The sequence below is a fragment of the Nostoc sp. EspVER01 genome, from assembly GCF_034530635.1.
Taxonomy (GTDB): Bacteria; Cyanobacteriota; Cyanobacteriia; order Cyanobacteriales; family Nostocaceae; genus Nostoc.
The window spans coordinates 1-19,240 of sequence record NZ_JAVRCS010000027.1; the positions used below are offsets into that span (position 1 = coordinate 1).

The 19,240-nt window shown below is 41.4% G+C and carries 24 protein-coding genes and 1 pseudogene; 11 read left to right on the forward strand and 14 right to left on the reverse strand.

Going from position 1 to position 19,240, the window contains the following annotated elements:
- Positions 1-56: 56 nt before the first annotated feature.
- A complete protein-coding gene (locus RMX69_RS20805; protein ID WP_322638596.1) occupies positions 57-1,523 on the reverse strand; it encodes a PQQ-dependent sugar dehydrogenase in 1,467 nt (488 codons plus the stop codon).
- 299 nt (positions 1,524-1,822) lie between these two features.
- On the opposite strand from RMX69_RS20805, the gene RMX69_RS20810 reads away from it, so the two are divergent.
- Complete coding sequence (locus RMX69_RS20810; protein ID WP_289794933.1) at positions 1,823-1,993, forward strand: hypothetical protein; 171 nt, start codon at positions 1,823-1,825, stop codon at positions 1,991-1,993.
- Between the two features lie 453 nt (positions 1,994-2,446).
- On the opposite strand, the gene RMX69_RS20815 is transcribed toward RMX69_RS20810, so the two are convergent.
- From RMX69_RS20815 to cysE, 7 genes are all read right to left on the reverse strand, one after another.
- Complete coding sequence (locus RMX69_RS20815) at positions 2,447-2,992, reverse strand: (2Fe-2S) ferredoxin domain-containing protein (RefSeq protein ID WP_289794932.1); 546 nt, start codon at positions 2,990-2,992, stop codon at positions 2,447-2,449.
- A 157-nt stretch (positions 2,993-3,149) separates the two neighbouring features.
- The gene (nifT, locus tag RMX69_RS20820) at positions 3,150-3,353 is read right to left on the reverse strand and encodes a putative nitrogen fixation protein NifT (protein WP_069070440.1); all 204 of its coding nucleotides are present in this window, start codon (positions 3,351-3,353) and stop codon (positions 3,150-3,152) included.
- The gene (locus RMX69_RS20825; protein WP_069070441.1) at positions 3,328-3,615 is read right to left on the reverse strand and encodes a nitrogen fixation protein NifZ; all 288 of its coding nucleotides are present in this window, start codon (positions 3,613-3,615) and stop codon (positions 3,328-3,330) included. The genes nifT and RMX69_RS20825 overlap by 26 nt, the downstream gene beginning before the upstream one ends.
- Entirely contained in the window at positions 3,602-4,735 is a 1,134-nt protein-coding gene (gene nifV, locus RMX69_RS20830) for a homocitrate synthase (protein WP_289794931.1), read from the reverse strand. The genes RMX69_RS20825 and nifV overlap by 14 nt, the downstream gene beginning before the upstream one ends.
- Positions 4,736-5,106: 371 nt before the next feature.
- Positions 5,107-5,304, reverse strand: coding sequence for a DUF2949 domain-containing protein (locus RMX69_RS20835; RefSeq protein WP_069070443.1), 198 nt, complete (start codon positions 5,302-5,304; stop codon positions 5,107-5,109).
- A 306-nt stretch (positions 5,305-5,610) separates the two neighbouring features.
- Complete coding sequence (locus RMX69_RS20840) at positions 5,611-5,841, reverse strand: Asr1405/Asl0597 family protein (protein ID WP_289794930.1); 231 nt, start codon at positions 5,839-5,841, stop codon at positions 5,611-5,613.
- A gap of 52 nt (positions 5,842-5,893) precedes the next feature.
- Entirely contained in the window at positions 5,894-6,637 is a 744-nt protein-coding gene (gene cysE / locus RMX69_RS20845) for a serine O-acetyltransferase (protein ID WP_289794929.1), read from the reverse strand.
- A gap of 1,092 nt (positions 6,638-7,729) precedes the next feature.
- Between cysE and RMX69_RS20850 the strand changes: the two genes are divergently transcribed.
- The 6 genes and pseudogenes from RMX69_RS20850 to RMX69_RS20875 all read left to right on the forward strand — a co-directional run bounded on the left by RMX69_RS20850 (position 7,730) and on the right by RMX69_RS20875 (position 9,395).
- On the forward strand, positions 7,730-7,888 hold the full coding sequence (locus RMX69_RS20850) for a hypothetical protein (protein ID WP_409878290.1): 159 nt from the start codon (positions 7,730-7,732) through the stop codon (positions 7,886-7,888).
- A 29-nt stretch (positions 7,889-7,917) separates the two neighbouring features.
- Positions 7,918-8,013, forward strand: a pseudogene (locus RMX69_RS20855) (hypothetical protein); the annotation flags it as partial.
- A 97-nt stretch (positions 8,014-8,110) separates the two neighbouring features.
- A complete protein-coding gene (locus RMX69_RS20860) occupies positions 8,111-8,341 on the forward strand; it encodes an addiction module protein (RefSeq protein WP_289794927.1) in 231 nt (76 codons plus the stop codon).
- Positions 8,341-8,631, forward strand: a complete 291-nt coding sequence (locus RMX69_RS20865) for a type II toxin-antitoxin system RelE/ParE family toxin (RefSeq protein WP_322638598.1) — start codon at positions 8,341-8,343, stop codon at positions 8,629-8,631. Before RMX69_RS20860 ends, RMX69_RS20865 begins: the two co-directional genes overlap by 1 nt.
- A gap of 91 nt (positions 8,632-8,722) precedes the next feature.
- Entirely contained in the window at positions 8,723-8,998 is a 276-nt protein-coding gene (locus RMX69_RS20870; protein WP_289794925.1) for a prevent-host-death protein, read from the forward strand.
- Between the two features lies 1 nt (position 8,999).
- Positions 9,000-9,395 carry a type II toxin-antitoxin system VapC family toxin gene (locus tag RMX69_RS20875; RefSeq protein WP_322638599.1) on the forward strand — a complete coding sequence of 132 codons (396 nt, stop codon included), beginning with the start codon at positions 9,000-9,002 and terminating at the stop codon, positions 9,393-9,395.
- 156 nt (positions 9,396-9,551) lie between these two features.
- On the opposite strand, the gene RMX69_RS20880 is transcribed toward RMX69_RS20875, so the two are convergent.
- Both RMX69_RS20880 and RMX69_RS20885 read right to left on the reverse strand, forming a co-directional pair.
- The gene (locus tag RMX69_RS20880) at positions 9,552-10,229 is read right to left on the reverse strand and encodes a Uma2 family endonuclease (RefSeq protein WP_322638600.1); all 678 of its coding nucleotides are present in this window, start codon (positions 10,227-10,229) and stop codon (positions 9,552-9,554) included.
- Positions 10,230-10,359: 130 nt separating this feature from the next.
- Complete coding sequence (locus RMX69_RS20885) at positions 10,360-10,500, reverse strand: hypothetical protein (RefSeq protein WP_289794922.1); 141 nt, start codon at positions 10,498-10,500, stop codon at positions 10,360-10,362.
- A 190-nt stretch (positions 10,501-10,690) separates the two neighbouring features.
- Between RMX69_RS20885 and RMX69_RS20890 the strand changes: the two genes are divergently transcribed.
- Complete coding sequence (locus RMX69_RS20890; protein WP_322638601.1) at positions 10,691-11,284, forward strand: Uma2 family endonuclease; 594 nt, start codon at positions 10,691-10,693, stop codon at positions 11,282-11,284.
- Between the two features lie 340 nt (positions 11,285-11,624).
- On the opposite strand, the gene RMX69_RS20895 is transcribed toward RMX69_RS20890, so the two are convergent.
- Positions 11,625-11,957, reverse strand: a complete 333-nt coding sequence (locus tag RMX69_RS20895; RefSeq protein ID WP_322638602.1) for a PEP-CTERM sorting domain-containing protein — start codon at positions 11,955-11,957, stop codon at positions 11,625-11,627.
- A gap of 254 nt (positions 11,958-12,211) precedes the next feature.
- Complete coding sequence (locus RMX69_RS20900) at positions 12,212-13,594, reverse strand: 1-acyl-sn-glycerol-3-phosphate acyltransferase (protein ID WP_322638603.1); 1,383 nt, start codon at positions 13,592-13,594, stop codon at positions 12,212-12,214.
- 617 nt (positions 13,595-14,211) lie between these two features.
- Here RMX69_RS20900 and RMX69_RS20905 point away from each other — a divergent pair.
- From RMX69_RS20905 to RMX69_RS20915, 3 genes are all read left to right on the forward strand, one after another.
- Entirely contained in the window at positions 14,212-15,435 is a 1,224-nt protein-coding gene (locus RMX69_RS20905; RefSeq protein ID WP_322638634.1) for a transposase, read from the forward strand.
- A 60-nt stretch (positions 15,436-15,495) separates the two neighbouring features.
- Positions 15,496-17,316 carry a proline--tRNA ligase gene (locus tag RMX69_RS20910; protein ID WP_322638604.1) on the forward strand — a complete coding sequence of 607 codons (1,821 nt, stop codon included), beginning with the start codon at positions 15,496-15,498 and terminating at the stop codon, positions 17,314-17,316.
- A gap of 262 nt (positions 17,317-17,578) precedes the next feature.
- Positions 17,579-18,190 (forward strand): GerMN domain-containing protein, encoded by a 612-nt coding sequence (locus RMX69_RS20915; protein WP_322638605.1) that lies wholly within the window; start codon positions 17,579-17,581, stop codon positions 18,188-18,190.
- A gap of 71 nt (positions 18,191-18,261) precedes the next feature.
- Here RMX69_RS20915 and RMX69_RS20920 read toward each other — a convergent pair whose 3' ends face one another.
- Both RMX69_RS20920 and accB read right to left on the reverse strand, forming a co-directional pair.
- Entirely contained in the window at positions 18,262-18,609 is a 348-nt protein-coding gene (locus RMX69_RS20920; RefSeq protein WP_104909018.1) for an ArsR/SmtB family transcription factor, read from the reverse strand.
- A 62-nt stretch (positions 18,610-18,671) separates the two neighbouring features.
- On the reverse strand, positions 18,672-19,229 hold the full coding sequence (gene accB, locus RMX69_RS20925) for an acetyl-CoA carboxylase biotin carboxyl carrier protein (protein ID WP_289794917.1): 558 nt from the start codon (positions 19,227-19,229) through the stop codon (positions 18,672-18,674).
- Positions 19,230-19,240: the final 11 nt, after the last annotated feature.

The following is a 19,240-nucleotide window of genomic DNA, read 5'->3' on the forward strand; positions in this document are numbered from 1 at the left end:
TACTCATTACTTCTCCTCTGCTCCATCAAACGCCTTAAGCTTGTGAGAAATGCGGGCTAAGCAGCTACAATCAAGCCAAGCGTGAAAAAATCTGATTGGTTGGATTTGTATACTCCTGGAGTCGTAGGAAAAGACTGGGAAATTCCGCCAAAGTTAGGGTCTTTGTAGACCTTAACCTGTTGTGACGGCGTGTAGGAAAGCTTATAGATAGTGCCGCTGAAGTCATCCGAAATTAACAAATTACCTTGCTGGTCTACTACCATATCCACGGGTCGCCCCCAGGTTTCTTGCGTTGCTGGAACTACCCAACCGGTGACTAAATCCATCTCTTGCCCTGGGGTCTTTGTCGTACTGTTCCAGGGAAAGTAAGCTATTTTGTAGCCCGTTTTCTTCTGCCGATTCCATGAACCATGCAGCCCTGTCACTGCCCCATTTGAGTATAGGCTGGGAAAGTTGGTATTTTGTAAGAATGTTAGTCCCAAGGGAGCGGAATGGGCTTGGATACCTTTGCTAATCCTGTCCATTGCATTGCAATTAACACTTCCATTCGCATTGAACTGATAGTCGCGGTCAAATGGCATATTGTTGAGGCCATTTGGTGTGTCAGGATTGGGGTTGCAGAATGGCCAACCGTAGTTACCGCCATCTCGGACTTTCGTGAACTCTTCTGGTGGGTGGTCGTCTACATAAGAGGGGATAATTTTACCGTAATTGCCAGTGCTATCGTTGAAGGGATAGGCGATGTTATCTCGATTATTAACGACTACCCAAAGGTCATTTGTGCCAGGTAAGAATGCTAACCCTTCGGCATTACGTAAACCTTCGGCAAAAAGCCGCTGATTGGTTCCATTAGCGTTGTACTGGTAAATTGCACCACGCTTTGGAGTGCTGACAGTATCTTCCTTACAGGCATTGCATGTAGAGGCGATCGACACGTATAGTTTGTGGTTGGCATCAAGTGCGATATTTTTTAGTTCGTGACCATAAGCGCCTTTGAGTTCTAGTGTGCTGCTGTCTGGTAAGCCAACTACAACGATTTGACGATTTTTCGCGATTAAGTCTCCAGAGTTGTAGATGAAGCGGTTAATTTGATGAGTTTCAGAGATATAAATGTATGTGGTGTTGTCAATTTTATGAAACACAATGTCGTGTGGTTTGCGTAGACCCGTTACGAAGTCAGAAATAATTGGATCTTTGCTGCCATTTGGCCGGACAATTAATACTTTACCGGAACTGGGCTGTGATACTAGAAGATCCCCATTGGGAGCAACTGCCATAAAGCGAGCTTTGTTAATGCGAGCATAAACAGAGATAGAGAAATTGGGCGGCACTTTCAAGTAACGGCTAGTATTAAAGGGCCAAGAGGTCATTGTAATAGGCACTTTCAGCTTGGTTTCAACAGACGCAGGGGGCGGTTGACCGATTGCAGCGGTGCTAAGAACCTCTAAGGACATCAAACTAATTAGAGATGCGGATAGTATGCGTCCAAGTATCTGTGTTGGTTTTAGAGTAGATGCAACCATTTTGAACTTCCCTCTAGCTTAGTAGTGATCTATATTACACATCATTCTCGGCTAGCCGATTTGACCGAGAATTTGAACAAATTAACTCAGAGGTGTCATTTTTTAGAAATACTTAAAATATCTTTATCTACTGCTATTTTTCTAACTTATGAAAAAATGGGTGATATCATGTCCGCCAAATTACCCAGAATAAAATAACCCCAACCCCCTCCCCGCCTGCGGGGAGGGGAGACAAAGCACAGCTTTGGCGGGGTAGGGTTCTTCGGGTTTAATAAGCAATCAAGCGGACATGATATGAAATGAGAGTTATAAAAAAGGCAGAGCGATCGCACTTCCCAACTAAAATATTCCTCAAGCTACTTAGCCTCGAAACCATTATGCAGAGGTTCTTAACAGCGTTCCTTCTCGGTCAAAAAGCCAAGTTTGTGTTGGAAAAACCCAACGCTGAGGACTTGGTTTTTCTCAAATAGTGGTGATTGATTGCACATATCCCTTGGTATAACTAGCCGTGGCTCATGGTTGTAGCGAGAGTGAGCGTGCTGTGGGGGAAATTGCGATCGCTCGGCATAGATCCAGATAATCTTGATTAATCTGCGAAAAACTAACGCGAAACCTAACCCCCTAAGCCCTTTCCCAAAGCGTAAAAGGGAAAAATTCAAAGTCTCTCTCCTAAAAAGAGAGAGATTTAGAGAGAGGTTCTTCAGATACCTGTAATATTTCCGCAATCACCCTGAAATTTGGAAACTACTTACAACAAATAGGGGTAAAATTTTTACCCCTACAAAGTTGTGTATTGTTTTAAGAATAGCTATAGCAATCCGAATTGAAACGTGAGAAAATACTGAGATTAAAAGTACGTGTTTTAGAGCTTTTCAGCGATTTTCTCTCTCACGAATGATTTAGGATTGCTATAGAAAAGCTTATTAATCTGAAGTTAAATGACTTTCTAGCAAAGTTGCGATCGCATCAGGATGAATATTCTTGTATTTCTTTTTACCAAGCTGCAAAACACAGTTGGGAGCGCTGCCACAGCATTTTTGGCAACTGGTATGTTCAATGGTAACTTTGTCTAATAAACCGCGATCGCACAAAGTTTTTTCTAATTCTGATAATAACCCTTTACCACCACGTTTCAGACAACCGCCCTTTTGACATACCATAATCCTCGCTTTTGATTGAGGTGGTAAATCTTGCTTTGGACACGCATTGATTGGTGTCACCTTATAGGCTTTAATTTTAATTTTACTTGTGCGTGAGTCTATCTTACTATGACCACAAATGCGAAGTTGCTGACCAGGAACTAAGGATGAACTTAGTAAACGGCGCAACTCTTTAGGCAGTTTAATATCTACATTTCCAGATGGAACTGCCAATTGTAAGTATTTATATTTTCCTGGTTCACCACCAACAAAACCTAGTAACTGTCCCTCAAGGTTCAATTCTGATAACGTCAAATACTTGTTACCCATGATTGATAAAAGTTAGGAGTGGGGGAGTTAAAAGTGAAGAGTTAGGAGTGAGGAGTTAGGAGTGAGGAGTTAAAATGAGGAGCTAAGAGTTAATAATTCATAACTCTTAACTCATAACTATTGACTTCCAACTCATAACTCTTAACTCCTAACTGTTTTATGCGAGGCGTTTAGCTTCTACTGTTTGAGGTAAATTTGCTGTGTCTGGTAATTCACGAAATTCTAATTCCCAACCATTTGCTAGGGTGAGAATCTTGCCATCGTTTCCATCGGTTTGTTTGACGACTTCTTCTTCCAGGTCTTTTTTAGCAACGTAAACTACTAAAGTGCCGGCATCATTCATCCGTAGCATTACTTTCATGAGATTCCTCAACCGATTCTAGTTCTTTTTTCTTGCAGCCGACGACAAACCCTGTTTCTAAGAAATGCACAGCATATATATAGGAAGTCTGCAAATATGTGCCTATACTCGCTATGTAACCGATATCTCCCTTGTTTACCAAAACTTGGCCGACTTCCTTACCAGGAAAGGTACCATCGTTTTTTAGCAGTTTACGAACTCTGACTTTTTCACCAATTTCAAAAGCGGGTGGCAAGTTTAGTTCTAATTCATCGCGTTGCATGAGAGTACCTCTGTTCTCTGACCAAATTCAACAGTTCTTCTGTCGTCAAACTGCGTTTTTTCTGTACCGATTGATGGCGTACTGCATCTAAAACAGATTGGGTTTCTTGAGAGTTCAAGAAAATTCCATGCTGTTCTAGCAAGTTAGCAACTAAATGCCGTCCAGAATGTTTACCTACTACTAAACGCCGTTCCCAACCCACTTCTTCAGGTGCAAATGGTTCGTAGGTAATGGGATTTTGCAATACCCCGTGAGCATGGATGCCTGATTCGTGAGCAAAAGTGTTTTCGCCAACGATCGCTTTCCAAGGTGGTACATCGGCTCCTGATGCGGCTGCAACTAGTTGAGAAAGTTCCAGCAAACTGGGTGTGTCAATGCCCAAATCAACGCCGTAGATGCGTTTGATCGCCATGACAACTTCTTCTAATGCTGCATTTCCTGCTCTTTCACCCAATCCGTTGACTGTGGTATTCACTGATGAAGCTCCGGCTTTGATACCCGCAAGGGCGTTGGCAGTTGCCAGACCAAAATCATTATGCGTGTGGATTTCTAGGGGAATCGTCAACGCTGAAACCAACCTTTGGACTTTGGTGTAGGTGGTGAAGGGGTCGAGAACTCCCACGGTATCGCAGAAACGGAAGCGGGATGCACCCCATTCTTGGGCATAAAGCGCTACATCTAAGAGGAAGTTTTCATCAGCCCTGGAAGAATCTTCTCCACCAACTGCTACCCAAAGACCTTGATCGAGGGCGAAGTGGATTGAGTCTTTGAGTTTTTGCAAACTTACTCGCCACTGACCATGAAATTTAGTGGCAATTTGGATACCAGAGACGGGAATGGCAATATGCACCCGATTCAAACCACAGGCGATGGAAGCCTTGATATCTGAGATGACAGCGCGGTTCCAGCCCAAGAGTTTTGCTTGTAAACCCAAGTCAGAAATTGCGGCGATCGCACGGGTTTCTTCGTCGCCCATTGCCGGTATACCCACTTCTAATTCCGGTATACCAATAGCATCGAGAAATTTAGCGATCGCTACTTTTTCTTCTAGGGTAAAAGCGACACCTGCTGCTTGTTCACCATCACGTAGTGTAGTGTCATTAATTATGATTTGATTCATTGCAAATATCCCTCTCTTGGAAGTATTCTTAATATCCTTTCCCTCTACAATCCCTCGTGATGGTAAATGCTAAAAATATCACAATTCATAATGTAGGATACATGATCCTTAATTATTGCCCCATTATTAGCATCACATCTGTATGGCAAGGAACTAAATCAATGTATAAATTACTAATCGTTTTTACCGATGTCAGTTGAAATGTCTTCGAGTAGCAATGAGCTAATATAACTATTAGCAAATCCCGAACAAAGTAATACACAAAATCCAGCAATTAAGGATGTAATCATCTTCGTAACCTCATCTTTTCTAGTGTATTTGGGTGTAATTTAGGCAGATAATGCTACTTAAAGCTAAGGGGTTCAAACTAGCTAACTGTGGTCTGCTAGCCAATCAAATATTTTTCCTAGCTGCTCCAAATCAACGAAACCATACTGCCAGAGGAGCATCGGTAGTGGGCCATTTTCTAATTCACGGTGTCGCAGAGCTACAGCAATATCGGCATTTGAAAGTTCAAGTTCATTGTGCAAAAAATTGAGTAGTTTTATATCTCTGTTCCGAATCGCCATAATTGATTGAACTTTCAATTTCTTAATTTGGGAAAAAATTAAAAATCAGAAATCCCAATTTATATTTGAGAATTTCGCCTTTCTAATTGTTGCTATATGTCAGGGGAATTTCAGATTTAGTAGACCCAACAAAATCTAAACCCCATCTAATCCATCTCAGTCTGCAATAAATTCTGCTAGCGGACAGTAGCTTCAAACTCTAAACCTATTTGAGCTTTGTGCATCTATGAACAAAAAGGATAAAGTCCAGTATTTGCGTCATGAATTCAAGATTAATCGTCTCTGAATTAGGTCTTTTTGAAATAATCATGACTCATTACTGTAACGCCAGCAACGCTCTAGCCATTCTAATAATTCGTTACGAGAAGCAAGAAGTTGCATAACTGTACTACGAATTAGAATTACTTCCAGTAAATTGTTCACTTGCACTCGTAAAGAACCATCAGGGGGACAAGAGCAATTAATTTTTAACTCTTGCAATCGGTGATAGATTCGCCAGCGATCGCTCAAAGGAATCTGCAAAACGTGATTTGTCATTTGTCCTTTGTCCTTTGTCTGTTGTCATTTGTCAGTTGTCCTTTGCTAATGACTAATGACTCTTGACTTTTAAAGTTTGCAGTTGTTTTTCGAGTTCTTCGATGCGCGAGAGCAAAGAACGAATCACGGTTGCTTCCACATCGGGTAGCTTTCCATGTTCTAAGGGAGAAAGGCTGACGCCGCTTTCGTTGCGAGAAATAATTCGGCCGGGGATTCCTACAACTGTGGAGTCGCTGGGGACATTTTGCAAGACAATGGAACCTGCACCAATACGGACGCGATCGCCAATTTGCAGATTACCTAAAACTTTCGCACCCGCCCCAATCACTGCATTTTTGCCGACTGTGGGATGACGCTTACCAGTTTCTTTACCAGTTCCGCCAAGGGTGACGCCCTGATAAATCAGTGTATAGTCACCGACGATCGCAGTTTCGCCAATGACTACTCCCATTCCGTGGTCGATAAACACGCCGTGTCCAATCTCTGCACCTGGGTGAATTTCAATACCGGTCAAAAATCGCCCCAAATGGGAAATGAAACGGGGGATAAAACCGACTCCTCGACCATGTAACCAGTGAGCAAGACGATGCAAACATAGGGCGTGTAATCCAGGGTAGCAAAACACCACTTCTAGCCAATTCCGTGCTGCGGGATCGCGCTCAAAAATAATGCGAAAATCACTCAATAATGGCTCAAAAAAAACGCCAGAGAGGAGATTTTTCAGCATGGATTTATGTGCAGAATCCTGCGTTTTGGTACTGGGGGGATCGCTAATACTGTCTAAAGACTGTTGCATCGGTAATGTCTATCTGGTAAAAGATTCATCTGCTATTTTTATGCTTATATCAGGTGACATCCAACTCGATACAAAACTCAATGCTGATTGGATTTATTGGATTGATTAAGGTTGTACTCAAACGCCGAAACCCCGACTCCAGATAAACTTAAAATTTATCTTGGGGTAGGGGCACTAGTATTTAATGATGGGGGTACTAGTATTTTTGGGGCAGGGGTTAAGAATTTATGTTCATGCTACAAGAAACCTTACCCGTAAGCATTTGCTAAGATTTCGTCAAGATATTTTGCAATATATTAAGCTGTACTCAGATGCACTCAAATATGAATTTAGTAAGGCTATAAATCTATTTTCTGTATATCCTATTACTATTAGTATCTTATTATTTGGATAGGCGAAAGACAGGTTTCTTTATTTTCTTTTAGGATTTGCTGTCTGTATGTATGTATACGTTTCAAAATATAGTTATCGCTCATTGCGACTGTTTTCTTATTATATAGATGTGTGGGAATAGCCAACACAAAATCTTAGAGCGGCAGAATAAGTAGATATTCTCATAGCAGTTAAATAATTGTTGATTGCTGTAGCGGCGTAAAGCTATGCTACCCTAGCCACGAAACTTGTAGAGGCTTACTAATGGAGTTCAAAGACTCAAGAACCAGACGCAGCTTTAGTAGGTCTACCTTTGATAGCATTAAAGCGATCGCCTAACTGTTAAGCGACAGTCTTTAAACCTGGAATCTTTTTCGATGCAGTTTTGACATAATCGTAAACAGTTAAACTGCTAAGGAAGTCCCAAATAAAAAAATATACAACTATTTATTGTGGGGTGGGCGTCTCGCCCGCCCACAGTCAAAGTCAAAGGCGGGCAAGATGCCCACCCCACAAGATTGGATAATTTATTTCTTGGAAGTCCCTAATCATCGCTTCACTACCAACAAGCCATTAGGGTATCATCTACCTGTTCAGTGAGTTGCTTATGAGCAACCCTGTCGAGCAGAAAAACGTAATTTATACACTATTTTGCAGTTTCTACCAGAAGTAGGTCGTGCTTAAGCGATAATAAATACATTTGCTTATAGATGCACAGTTATGATCTGCTGCCTCAATCCAGCTTGCCATAATCCGCCCGATCCAGATCGCACAATGTTTGGCTCTAACTGCGGCACAGGATTGGTGGTGTTGAGAAACCGCTATCGCCCGATAAAAACATTAGGTGGTGGGGGATTTGGTAAAACCTATTTAGCATGAAGATTTAGACAAGCTGAATGAATCTTGTTTCTAACTCGGTTAGTTCCGTAGCCTTTAGCCCAGATGGCAAAACCCTTGCCAGTGGTAGTGATGACCAGGCCATCAAAATTTGGCGACTAAAGTAGTGAGTGCTGCGATCACAGTTTTGAGTATTTAGCTAGATACAGAAAAAGTAACCTAAACTAAAATCAAGATGACTTGCTCTTAAATCTGGAAAAAACTATGGTTAATACTTATGACGACATTTTCAATACTGCATTGTCCTTACCTCCAGGGTTAAGAGCAATGCTGGCTGAACATTTATTTAAAAGTCTGGATGCTGAAAATCAAGCAGAAATAGATGCTATTTGGGCAGAAGAAGCAGAGCAAAGATTTGAAGCTGTTGAACAAGGCGAAGTTAATTTAATTCCTGGTGAACAAGTATTGCGAGAGCTACGTTCTAGGAGTAAGTAATGGCTTATAATTTTCATCCTGATGCCAAACAGGAATTAGATGATGCTGTTGCTTACTATGACAATATCAGCCGCGACATGGGAGACGCATTTATTGCTGAAGTAGAACGCACTCTCAATCGTATTGAACAGTTCCCAGAAGCATGGACTCAATTATCAAAGAATACAAGACGCTGCCGCATAGCCAGTTTTCCCTATGGGATAATTTATGCCATCAAAGAGCAGCAAATTTTAATAGTTGCAGTTATGCACCTTCAACGTCAACCAAATTACTGGGCTAAGAGAATCTGAATAGATAGCTTAATCAAGATTATCTGGATCTATGCCAAGCGATGTCTAAAGTTACGTTAAGTTATAATCAGCAGTCCAACATTTAAAACAAATGAACTGGAAACTTGACGAAGCACAACAAAAACTGCCAGAGGTAATTGATGCTATTGCATCAGAACCTCAATTAATATTCAAGCAGGACAAATTAGTTGCTGCAATTGTAGAACCAAAACTTTTTCAAGAGTTCCTTGCTTGGCATCAGGAACAAAAAGCCTCTTCCCTCGCCAATGCTTTTGTAGAATTACGTCAAATCTGTGCTGAAGAAAATTACATTTTAGAGACACCTGCACGATGTAGCGATCGCCCTATCCCATTTGCTGAGGAATAGCATGAGCTTTCTTTGCGATACTAACATTATCAGTGAATTAGCTCGTCCAATACCCAATCCTGGAGTCATCACCTGGAGTCAAAGCATCTCATCAATTTTTCTGAGTGCTATTACCTTAGAAGAAATTTGCTATGGTTTATCAGCAAAGCCAAACCAGAGAATTCAAACTTGGTTTGATAATTTTTTGGTCACTTATTGTCAGGTAATTCCTATTAGCCCAGAAATTGCTAAACGTGCGGGTGAATTAAGAGGATACTTACAAACTCAAGGAAAACCTCGCACTCAAGCGGACATAATCATTGCCGCAACTGCCGAAATTCACCAAATTACATTAATAACCAGAAATACAAAAGACTTCGAGGGATGCGGTATTACCATACTTAATCCATTTACTTGAGTTTTGAGTGCGTTAGCCTTGGTATAGCTTCTCTAAGAGTTACTTGCGTTGCGATCGCGAGTATTGATATTCCTACGTCAACAACACAGCACTATGAATCCTGATGATTATTTTCTTGCTGGATTCGTTGAGCGATGCAGATGTACTAGCAAGCGATTAATCAAGATTATCTGGATCTATGCCAAGCGATCGCAACCTGTCTGCCATCTGTTGAGCGCGTTGTTCAGTTTGTTGAATCTTCTCGTAAGGTGTAGGATAGCGTTTTCCTGACTGATCATACCAATAAAGCCATTCTCTGGTAACACCAGAATAATTCCCGCGATCGCATCCTATTCCTAAGCCAATTTCTGGTAGCCAAACCGGATTTCCTGCTTGCAATTCATACTTACCCTTGACTAATTTATGCACTTCTAAACGCGGTTTGCGGCGACGGCGAGAAGAATAAATTACGTAATAAAGTACGCCTAAATTTGCATATTCATCTAATTTAGTTGTATATTCTTTACGGTAAGTTTGAGATACCACCTCTAGCACTAAACTTGGTAAAACTTTTTCTTCCCACAACGCATAACTAGGACGCAATTCCTCATCATAGAACCGTTCTACCCCTAAACTTAAAAATCCATCTGGTACAATTGGTGGTTTATCGGGGTGATAATAAATACCCATATCTATGCCAAAGAACCAGTCCATGCGTTCCGCCCAAAGTATCAGCAATATTGCTTTCAGCAAGCCTGGTATTAATTCTTGCAGTTCATTATCCACAGGCGTTTCATCAGAGTCGGGTAGTTCTTCGGCGCTTGGCAAGTACCTCGGCAGACTGTACTCTAACATGGCTGGTTTCCCTAAAACTCACTAAAATTATAGCGGTTAAATCTGATTATTACTTAGCAATGGATAGGTACTAGAGCGATCGCACAGATAATCAGTAATTCAGAAATAATATTTGTATCTAAAATATAATTCATAATTCTAGTTGGCGGTTGTCAAGGTCTCTTTGACGTTTTAAATCTATATCCACACCAACTAGAGGAGAGCTTTGAAATAATTCAACTAAATTTTCTGATTCTGTTTTGGGGTCTTTCTTTTCTATTTGTCTAGTCAAATAATGAATTAATTGTATCTTTTATTCTCTGCTTAAATTATCAATTTCTTTTAATAACGTCTTCACGGGTAAATTGCTCATTTTAATATTCCTATTAAAAACCAGATTTATTTATCGCTAATTATAGCATTGCCAATTGGGAATATATAATGATTTTATAATAGAAACAAACCACTCTATGGTTTAACTTATGTCTTCTCCTGTCCTGGAAAAACCTTCGACCTCTGAGAGTTCCTACGTTCTTCTATACAATGTCAGTTGGGAACAGTTAGAACAGCTTGATGTTGCTCTTGCAGGAACAAGCGCACGACTAACTTATTTAGATGGGATTCTCGAAATTATGTCCCCACTTTCTGACGACCATGAAGATAACAAAAAAACTCTGGCGATGTTGCTGGAAGTCTATCTGCGGGCAAAGAATATCCGCTTTTATGGACGGGGAAGTGCAACTATAGGTAAACAGGAAGACAAAACTCGACGAGAACCAGATGAGTCTTATAATTTAGGCACAAAAAAATCTATTCCTGATTTAATTTTGGAAATAACTGTCACGAGTGGCGGAATTAATAAGCTAGAAATTTATCGGCGGTTGCGAGTACCTGAAGTTTGGTTTTGGGAAGATGGTTTATTATCAGTTTATTGTTTGCAAGGTGACAGCTATATAAAAGTCTCTAAAAGTACTTTATTGCCTGATTTAGATTTGGATTTATTAGCAAAATATGTGCTAAGGGCTGACCAATATGATGCTGTGACTGAATATAGTGAGATAATCGCTAAGGAATAGTAATTCAGGAATTGAATAATCACAATAACTAAGAGCTTGTCTGCTTATGTTTGAAAAATGTCATGAGCGTTACCGAGATTATTTAGAGAATTGCCTGAATAGTTTTGTATTTGATAACTATCTTAGAAAAAAATGCCCTTGCTAAAAAGTAAGGGCATTGAAATTTACCTATTTAATATTTAGTGAGTAAATCTATACAGCTTGGGATACTTTTCGCTTAAGCTTCATCCAAAATTCCATTACTCCAGCGATCATTTACATGAAAGAAAATAGTCTTTTATTTTGTCTATAATCACCGAAGATAAATCAAGCCGTATTGCGAATAGTCCCTACTCAATGGCTACGCTAATTTCTTGCGTAGCTTGCTACCAGCCAAAGCCAGACCAACGATTCCTAAACCAGCAAGGCTAGCAGGCTCAGGAGTCGATTGGACAATAGAAGATTTCTTGAATTCAAATGCAATGGTTTGTGTGCCGTTGAATTTGCTGGCATCATAGCCAGTGGTTAGCAACTGCTGCGTTACATTACCTTGTGCTAGGAATGAGATTCCACTCAGATAGTTTCCAGAGTTGATGACATTGAGATTAAATGTCTTGTCTTTCCCGTTATTGGTAAAGTAACTACTGGTCAAATCACCATAACCGACAACGCCACCACCTTGTTTTATCTGCACCCATTTATTTAGACAGTTTTGAAAAACTTTTGGGTTTGTGCAAGCTTAATAAACCATATCCCCCTAGCATCTCCATACAGAGCATCTAAACGCGCGATCTACTTTAAAAAGTAATATCCGATTTGGATGAACACTTGGGCATTTACATTGCACCTTATTATTTAAGGGAGTCAGGAGGCAGGGGTTGAAATCAATAAGCCTCTGACGACTGACAGCTTTATTATGGTTACTAGCAAAAAATGCAACCCTTCTAATCAAATCAAACCTTCCAACGCGTTTTGTAAATCGTTTGTTACATCAGCAACAGCTTGTCTAGCACCCAAACGATTTTCCTTATACGCTGGGTAACGCTCAGAAATGGATATAGGTTCACCCACAATTATTTTTACTTTTTGCTTACCCAACTGTGGACGCTGCACAGCTTTATTACCTTTGATTTTAGCAATCATTTGCCATAAAATTAAAGTCGTCTCAGCAAACCTTTCTACTGTTGGATTTTCACGAATATAATTACCAGAAACAGCCACAAAGCTTTCTACTAAACGCATGTGCCACATCCGGGCATTGGCTTCTTCTGCAACGCGATCGCCTAAAGCTCTTTCAACCGCAGATACTCCTTTTACATCTTTAAATTCTTCTCTAAATATATAATTCCAACCTGCTTGTTCTACTCGCCGACAACGATCGCTCAAACTACCTTTTGACTGCAAATTAAAATACTGTTCTGAGATTAACAACGCTGCATTCAACAAAGCTTGTAGACGAACTGCTAACGCTTCGTTTCTATCGGGAATTTGCCCGTTGACAATCTTCGCATCTGGCAGTTTTTGATGATAAAACCGCGTGTAAAATTCTTCCATTAGCAAAAGTAAATGTTCTGCCAAAGCCAACAACCGGGGATAAAGCGACTCTATAGAAGCATTTTCTGGTGGATTTACAGGTAAACCACTAGCCGCTTCCAATTCACTTAAAAGATTAGCGATCGCATCCCAAGGAGCATCAACGTAACTATATTTAATCCCAACTGGTAAAATTAGAACCTGTTCGGGGCGTTCAGCTTTGTGCAAGTCTTCAGCACACCAAAAGCCTAATTGGGCAATACCAGGTTCTAGCGGGCTGATATTCTCTGATAAACCATTGGTAGCACCTTCTGGCGCAGCCGCCATCGGAAATTTCCCATTGGCGAACAAGTCACGCGCCGAACGTAACCCCGTCCAGTCAGCCTTACCGCGCTGAATCGGAGTCCCACCTAAATGAGAAGCAATCCAGCCAACATGGGAACCTGCCCATAGAGGAATACCGCGATCATAGATAAAATGAGCATGAATGGGATGTTGTAGTGTTGTACCTTGCGATCGCGCTGTCTTTGGTACAATTTGAGACAGCAAGTAACCCAAACAAAACGGATCGTCTGTTTTCGGATGGCGAAATGCCAGCATAAAACGGATCTTACCCTCCTGAAACTGGCGATAGAGATCCACCAGAACTTCTACGTTGTCTGCTTCAATTTGGGTAATAGGTGTTTGCCATTTTATCCAACTGGGTAGCAACAGATGGACAACTCGTAGCAATAAAGGGTTAAACGCGGGGGGAATAAATTCTAAGGGTGCTTGTGCTTGATAAATTACATCTGCCAAAGTAGTTTCTCCTAAAGATTCCCTGATTCTAATCGCCTGATGGTTATTTCTTTTAAGATATCCTAACGGCTGTAATATGCCCTGAGTAATGAAGTCAAAGTAAAACCTGCCTATTGCGCTGTGCTTGGCACATGACTTAGGTTAGAAAAGTAGGATACCTTCTTAGCCCGCCTACGCAGATTATTTTAATGAAGAGTCTTTACGCAGACTTATAAAGTAGGGCTTGCTGCAATGGGAAGTGTTGGCAGATAGTGGAGTTTAGCAGCACTTGCAAATCTTAATAACAAGAAAGACTTAAACCAAATCCTGGTAATACATCTTCACCCGATAATTGTGTGGGTAGATTTCGCACTTCGACTTAGATTAAATAGTTCCAAAGATCACATCACAATCCAGTTCAGAATGAGCAGCAAAACACTTGTAGAGACGGCGATTTATCGCGTCTCGAAAACCCAAAATTGTTGCCAGTAGACCTTAACCCAAGCGTATTGGTTTATGAGGCGTGATGCTTATATCCCCCGTTTTTAAACGGAGGATATAAGCGAATGTGCCAAATTTATTGGGCTATCTTATGTCAAGAATGTTAACATAAATATGTGGTTAATTGGTCGATACCATTGATTATTTACGAGTTCAAGGTTAAAGGAAAAGACAGGCAGTATTGCGCTATAGATGAGGCTATACGTACCAGCCAGTTCATTCAAAACAAGTGCTTGCGCTACTGGATGGATAACAAAAATGTTGGTAGATATGATCTCAATAAATATTGCGCGGTATTAGCTGCTGAGTTTCCCTTTGCTAATGAACTCAACTCAATGGCTAGGCAATCTGCGGCTGAACGTTCTTGGGGTGCAATTTCTCGATTTTACGATAACTGCAAGAACAAGGACTTGAGTAAGAAAGGCTTTCCCAAATTTAAGAAAAATTGCCGTTCGGTTGAATATAAATCAACTGGGTGGAAACTTTCTGTTACTCGTAAAGCCATAACTTTCTCAGACAAGAAAGGCATTGGAACCCTGAAACTAAAGGGAACTTACGACCTAAATTACTACAATATCAAGCAAATTAAGCGTGTCCGTTTGGTGCGTCGTGCTGATGGGTATTACGCTCAATTTGCGGTTGATGTGGATGCTAAAGTAGAAGCACAACCGACTCAACAAGTAGTTGGTATCGACTTAGGTTTGAAGTATTTTATTGCCGATAGCAAAGGTAATGTAGAACCTGCGCCTAAGTTTTACCGCAAATCCAAAAAAGCCTTAAACCGCGCTAATCGTAAAAAGTCCAAGAAGTTTAGTGCAGCCAAAAAGAAAGCCAAGATCCGGCAATCAAACAATTACCACAAAGCTAGAAATAGATATGCCCGGAAGCATTTAAAAGTAAGTAGGCAACGAAAAGAGTATTGCAAGAGATTAGCATACTCCGTCATCCAATCTAATGATTTGGTAGCCTATGAAGATTTAAATGTGAAAGGGCTTGTGAAAAATCGACATCTAGCTAAATCTATCAGTGATGCTGGTTGGTACACTTTCCGTCAGTGGTTAGAATATTTTGGTCACAAATACGGGAAGGTGACTGTTGCAATCCCTCCCCATAATACAAGTCAAAACTGTTCTAACTGTGGCGAGAAAGTGAAAAAATCTCTGTCTACAAGAACTCATGTTTGCCCACATTGCAACTATGTAGCGGATAGGGACATAAACGCTAGCATCAATATTTTGAAATTAGGACTGAGTACCGTAGGGCATACGGGAATTTACGCTACAGGAGATTTGCCCTCTTGGGCGGTTGGCAAAAGCCTGTCGTCTAACGGCGAGTCTGTGAATGTAGAATCCCCGAATTAGCAATTTGGGGAATGTCAAAAACAAATTAGAGATTTTGGAAAGGGAATAAGGGAATAAACGATGCGACTTTCACAAATGTTATTTGTTACACTGCGGGATGATCCGGCTGATGCTGAGATTCCCAGTCATAAATTATTACTCCGTGCAGGCTACATCCGTCGCATCGGTAGCGGTATTTATGCTTATCTCCCGCTAATGTGGCGGGTATTGCAAAAAGTTTCCCAGATTGTGCGGGAAGAAATGAACGCTACAGGCGCACAAGAATGTCTTTTGCCACAATTACAACCTGCTGATTTATGGAAGGAATCGGGACGCTGGGACACTTACACCAAAGCTGAGGGGATCATGTTTTCCCTAATTGACCGCCGCGAGCAACAATTAGGATTAGGCCCAACTCATGAAGAAGTCATCACAGCGATCGCTCGTGATATGATTCGCTCGTATCGCCAACTACCCCTACATCTCTACCAAATTCAAACCAAATTCCGCGATGAAATTCGTCCCCGCTTTGGTTTAATGCGCGGACGAGAATTTATCATGAAAGACGGTTACTCCTTCCATACCGATGAAGCCAGCCTCAAGGAAACTTACCAGGATATGTATAAAGCGTATAGCAATATCCTGCGACGTTCTGGTTTAGCTTTTCGGGCAGTGGAAGCTGATTCTGGTGCAATTGGCGGTTCTGGTTCCACAGAATTTATGATTTTGGCGGAAGCGGGTGAAGATGAAGTTCTCTACACTGAGGATGGTAAATACGCCGCTAACGTAGAAAAGGCTGTTTCTTTACCAATTGACGCCGAAACCTCACGGTTTACAACCTACGAAAAACGCGATACACCTGGAACAGAAACCATTGAAAAGGTCTGTCAACTCCTCAACTGTTCTCCCACTCAATTAGTGAAAAATGTCCTTTATCAGACAGTTTATGATAATGGTATAACGGTGTTAGTTTTGGTGAGTATCCGAGGCGATCAGGAAGTTAATGAAGTCAAATTGCAAAATGAATTGACCAAATTAGCTTCTGAATATGGTGCTAAAACTATTATTAGTTTGAATGTACCAAATGTAGAAGCCCAGCAAGCATGGACAGCGAAATCTCTACCTTTAGGCTACATTGCGCCGGATATTGCAGATGATTATATTACTGCTAATAAACAGATTCATCCCAAGTTTTTGCGCTTAGTGGATCAAACAGCCGTTGATTTAAAAAACTTTGTTACAGGCGCAAATGAAGCTGGTTATCACGTAGTTGGTGCTAATTGGGGTGAGCAATTTAAGTTACCAGATAGAATAGTAGATATTCGTAAGTCCAAACCAGGCGATCGCGCCATCCACAACCCAGAACAAATCCTACAAAGCGCTCGTGGAATTGAAGCCGGTCACATCTTCCAATTAGGCACTAAATATTCCCAAGCGATGGGTGCAACTTATACCAATGAACAGGGTGAAGAAAAACCGCTATTTATGGGTTGTTTTGGTGTAGGTGTGTCACGATTAGCACAAGCTGCCGTCGAGCAATCTTACGATAAAGATGGGATTATTTGGCCAGTTGCGATCGCACCATACCACGCGATCGTCACAATTCCCAACATAAAGGATGCTCAACAAATCGAAATCGCCCAAAAACTTTACACAGAACTCAATCAAGCGGGAATTGAAACCCTACTAGATGACCGCGACGAACGGGCGGGAGTCAAATTTAAAGATGCGGACTTGATTGGCATACCTTATAGAATTGTAACCGGACGCGCGATCGCTAATGGCAAAGTTGAAGTTGTAGAAAGAGCCACCCGTAAATCTCAAGAAATAGTCATTGATGAAGTTACAAAAATACTCAAACAATGGATTACAGAAGCAATAGGGCATAGAGACTTGGGATAAGGGAAGAGGTGACAGGTTATAGGGAATAATCTGTAACCTGTAACCTATTCCCTTCTTTACTCCCGACTCCCAAAAATTTACATAATCTGGCAGGTGACGGATTAGAAATAAAAATTCTAGAATTGGATTAGGGACTTGCAGAATTAAAAGCCATCAAGTCTCCTCTCGATTGTGGGAAACTCTCTACTTATAAGTATCGTCTTTAACCAGGCTGCTCCTCACATAACTACCATATCAGCCCTCAGTTAGGAAGGTTTTGAACATGAAAGACCAACAAGGATCTAATCGTATTTCTTCAGGCGTAATTGCAGCTGTGTCAGCAGCGGTTGTAGCGGTGGGTGGCGGTGTAGCTTGGTTTACCACACAATCCAGCAATACTCCCACACCATCAAACCCTTCTGGCCGCATTGAACAGTCAGCACAGCCATCAACTAGGCAGCCAGGTAATGAGCAAACCCCCAACGTTTATTGGCTAAGATCAAACAACAAAAATGTTACTTTGGTTCCCCAGCCTGTTAAAGTCGCTTCTATTCGACCCAACCAGCCTTTAGAAGCAGCTTTCCAAAGTTTGTTAGCAGGCCCAACAGAAGGGACAGATTCGACAACCATCCCTAAAGGAACCAAGCTATTGGGACTGAAGGCAGAAAATAATGAGGTTCACGTTAATTTATCTGAAGATTTTACCAGCGGTGGCGGTAGCACCTCAATGATGGGCCGCGTAGGACAAGTTGTTTACACTGCCACAACTTTAAATCCCAAAGCCAAAGTGTACATTGACGTGAACGGCAAACCCTTAGATGTTTTAGGCGGTGAGGGTGTAGAGTTACAACAACCGCTAACTCGCGAACAGTTTCAGAAAGATTATCCCCTTTAAAAAAGTTAGGAGTTAGAAGTTAGGAGTGAGGAGTTTTAACTCATAACTCATAACTCATAACTCTCTTAAACTTACCGTTTACTATTTAACACACGAAAATTACGGGCTTGCTGCTCCAACCTTGTGGCGAGGCGATCGCAAACCCGATTACACAAATCAAAAATCATTTGATCTTCCACCCGGTAATAGGCGCAAGTTCCTTCACTGCGGCGGCTAAGAATACCTGCTTGCCACATTACCTTCAGGTGTTTTGAAACATTTGCCTGAGAAGTCTGTGTTGCCTCTACCAACTCTTGCACGCATTTTTCTTCATCCCGTAATAAGTGTAACAGCCGCAGGCGCATTGGCTCACTTAACAGGCTGAAGTATTCAGCTACTTGTTGCACCACTTCTGGTGGTAAAGGCAACGTTTGTTTCATCAGGGTTAACCCGCAAGGAAAGAAAATTTTAACAATGACTCACATCATATATACATTAATACTTAATCGGGGTTAATTCGCATCAAAGGTTGACCATATTCTACAGCGTCGCCATTTTGGAGAAGAATTTCCATCACCTGTCCAGAGACTTCGGCTTCGATTTCATTCATCAGCTTCATGGCTTCAATGATACAGACTGTTTGACCCTTGCGGACGCGATCGCCCACTTCCACAAATGCCGCTTCCCCAGGCGCAGGAGCGCGATAAAACGTTCCTACCATTGGGGAAGGCACTTCTACTAATCTCTGGTCAATGGTTGAGGGAGGATTTACTGATAACTGCATTTGTGTGCTAGTTCCAGTATTCTCAAATACACGAGATGTGGACACCTCCGTTACCTGACTTCCGCTCATCTGGTTTCCTCCAGATGAACCCGATGTCAAGCCTGAACCTACCACACCGCCTAAAGTCCCTTGACCTAACGACAACATCTGATTGCTAATGCTCACAGCCTTACGGACTGTTAGCTCAAAGTCATCGCTTTTGAGTATGACTTCTGCAATATCTGTTTGTGCGATAGTTGCCAGAAGTTGGCGGATTTCATTAAAGTCCAATGGCACAGTTTTTATTA

What these genes read in the sequence shown, in the direction of transcription:
- RMX69_RS20805 (WP_322638596.1), bottom strand. Translation starts at nt 1,523, where the DNA reads ATGGTTGCATCTACTCTAAAACCAACACAGATACTTGGACGCATACTA.
- RMX69_RS20810 (WP_289794933.1), top strand. Translation starts at nt 1,823, where the DNA reads ATGAGAGTTATAAAAAAGGCAGAGCGATCGCACTTCCCAACTAAAATA.
- RMX69_RS20815 (WP_289794932.1), bottom strand. Translation starts at nt 2,992, where the DNA reads ATGGGTAACAAGTATTTGACGTTATCAGAATTGAACCTTGAGGGACAG.
- nifT (WP_069070440.1), bottom strand. Translation starts at nt 3,353, where the DNA reads ATGAAAGTAATGCTACGGATGAATGATGCCGGCACTTTAGTAGTTTAC.
- RMX69_RS20825 (WP_069070441.1), bottom strand. Translation starts at nt 3,615, where the DNA reads ATGCAACGCGATGAATTAGAACTAAACTTGCCACCCGCTTTTGAAATT.
- nifV (WP_289794931.1), bottom strand. Translation starts at nt 4,735, where the DNA reads ATGAATCAAATCATAATTAATGACACTACACTACGTGATGGTGAACAA.
- RMX69_RS20835 (WP_069070443.1), bottom strand. Translation starts at nt 5,304, where the DNA reads ATGGCGATTCGGAACAGAGATATAAAACTACTCAATTTTTTGCACAAT.
- RMX69_RS20840 (WP_289794930.1), bottom strand. Translation starts at nt 5,841, where the DNA reads ATGACAAATCACGTTTTGCAGATTCCTTTGAGCGATCGCTGGCGAATC.
- cysE (WP_289794929.1), bottom strand. Translation starts at nt 6,637, where the DNA reads ATGCAACAGTCTTTAGACAGTATTAGCGATCCCCCCAGTACCAAAACG.
- RMX69_RS20850 (WP_409878290.1), top strand. Translation starts at nt 7,730, where the DNA reads ATGATCTGCTGCCTCAATCCAGCTTGCCATAATCCGCCCGATCCAGAT.
- RMX69_RS20860 (WP_289794927.1), top strand. Translation starts at nt 8,111, where the DNA reads ATGGTTAATACTTATGACGACATTTTCAATACTGCATTGTCCTTACCT.
- RMX69_RS20865 (WP_322638598.1), top strand. Translation starts at nt 8,341, where the DNA reads ATGGCTTATAATTTTCATCCTGATGCCAAACAGGAATTAGATGATGCT.
- RMX69_RS20870 (WP_289794925.1), top strand. Translation starts at nt 8,723, where the DNA reads ATGAACTGGAAACTTGACGAAGCACAACAAAAACTGCCAGAGGTAATT.
- RMX69_RS20875 (WP_322638599.1), top strand. Translation starts at nt 9,000, where the DNA reads ATGAGCTTTCTTTGCGATACTAACATTATCAGTGAATTAGCTCGTCCA.
- RMX69_RS20880 (WP_322638600.1), bottom strand. Translation starts at nt 10,229, where the DNA reads ATGTTAGAGTACAGTCTGCCGAGGTACTTGCCAAGCGCCGAAGAACTA.
- RMX69_RS20890 (WP_322638601.1), top strand. Translation starts at nt 10,691, where the DNA reads ATGTCTTCTCCTGTCCTGGAAAAACCTTCGACCTCTGAGAGTTCCTAC.
- RMX69_RS20910 (WP_322638604.1), top strand. Translation starts at nt 15,496, where the DNA reads ATGCGACTTTCACAAATGTTATTTGTTACACTGCGGGATGATCCGGCT.
- RMX69_RS20915 (WP_322638605.1), top strand. Translation starts at nt 17,579, where the DNA reads ATGAAAGACCAACAAGGATCTAATCGTATTTCTTCAGGCGTAATTGCA.
- RMX69_RS20920 (WP_104909018.1), bottom strand. Translation starts at nt 18,609, where the DNA reads ATGAAACAAACGTTGCCTTTACCACCAGAAGTGGTGCAACAAGTAGCT.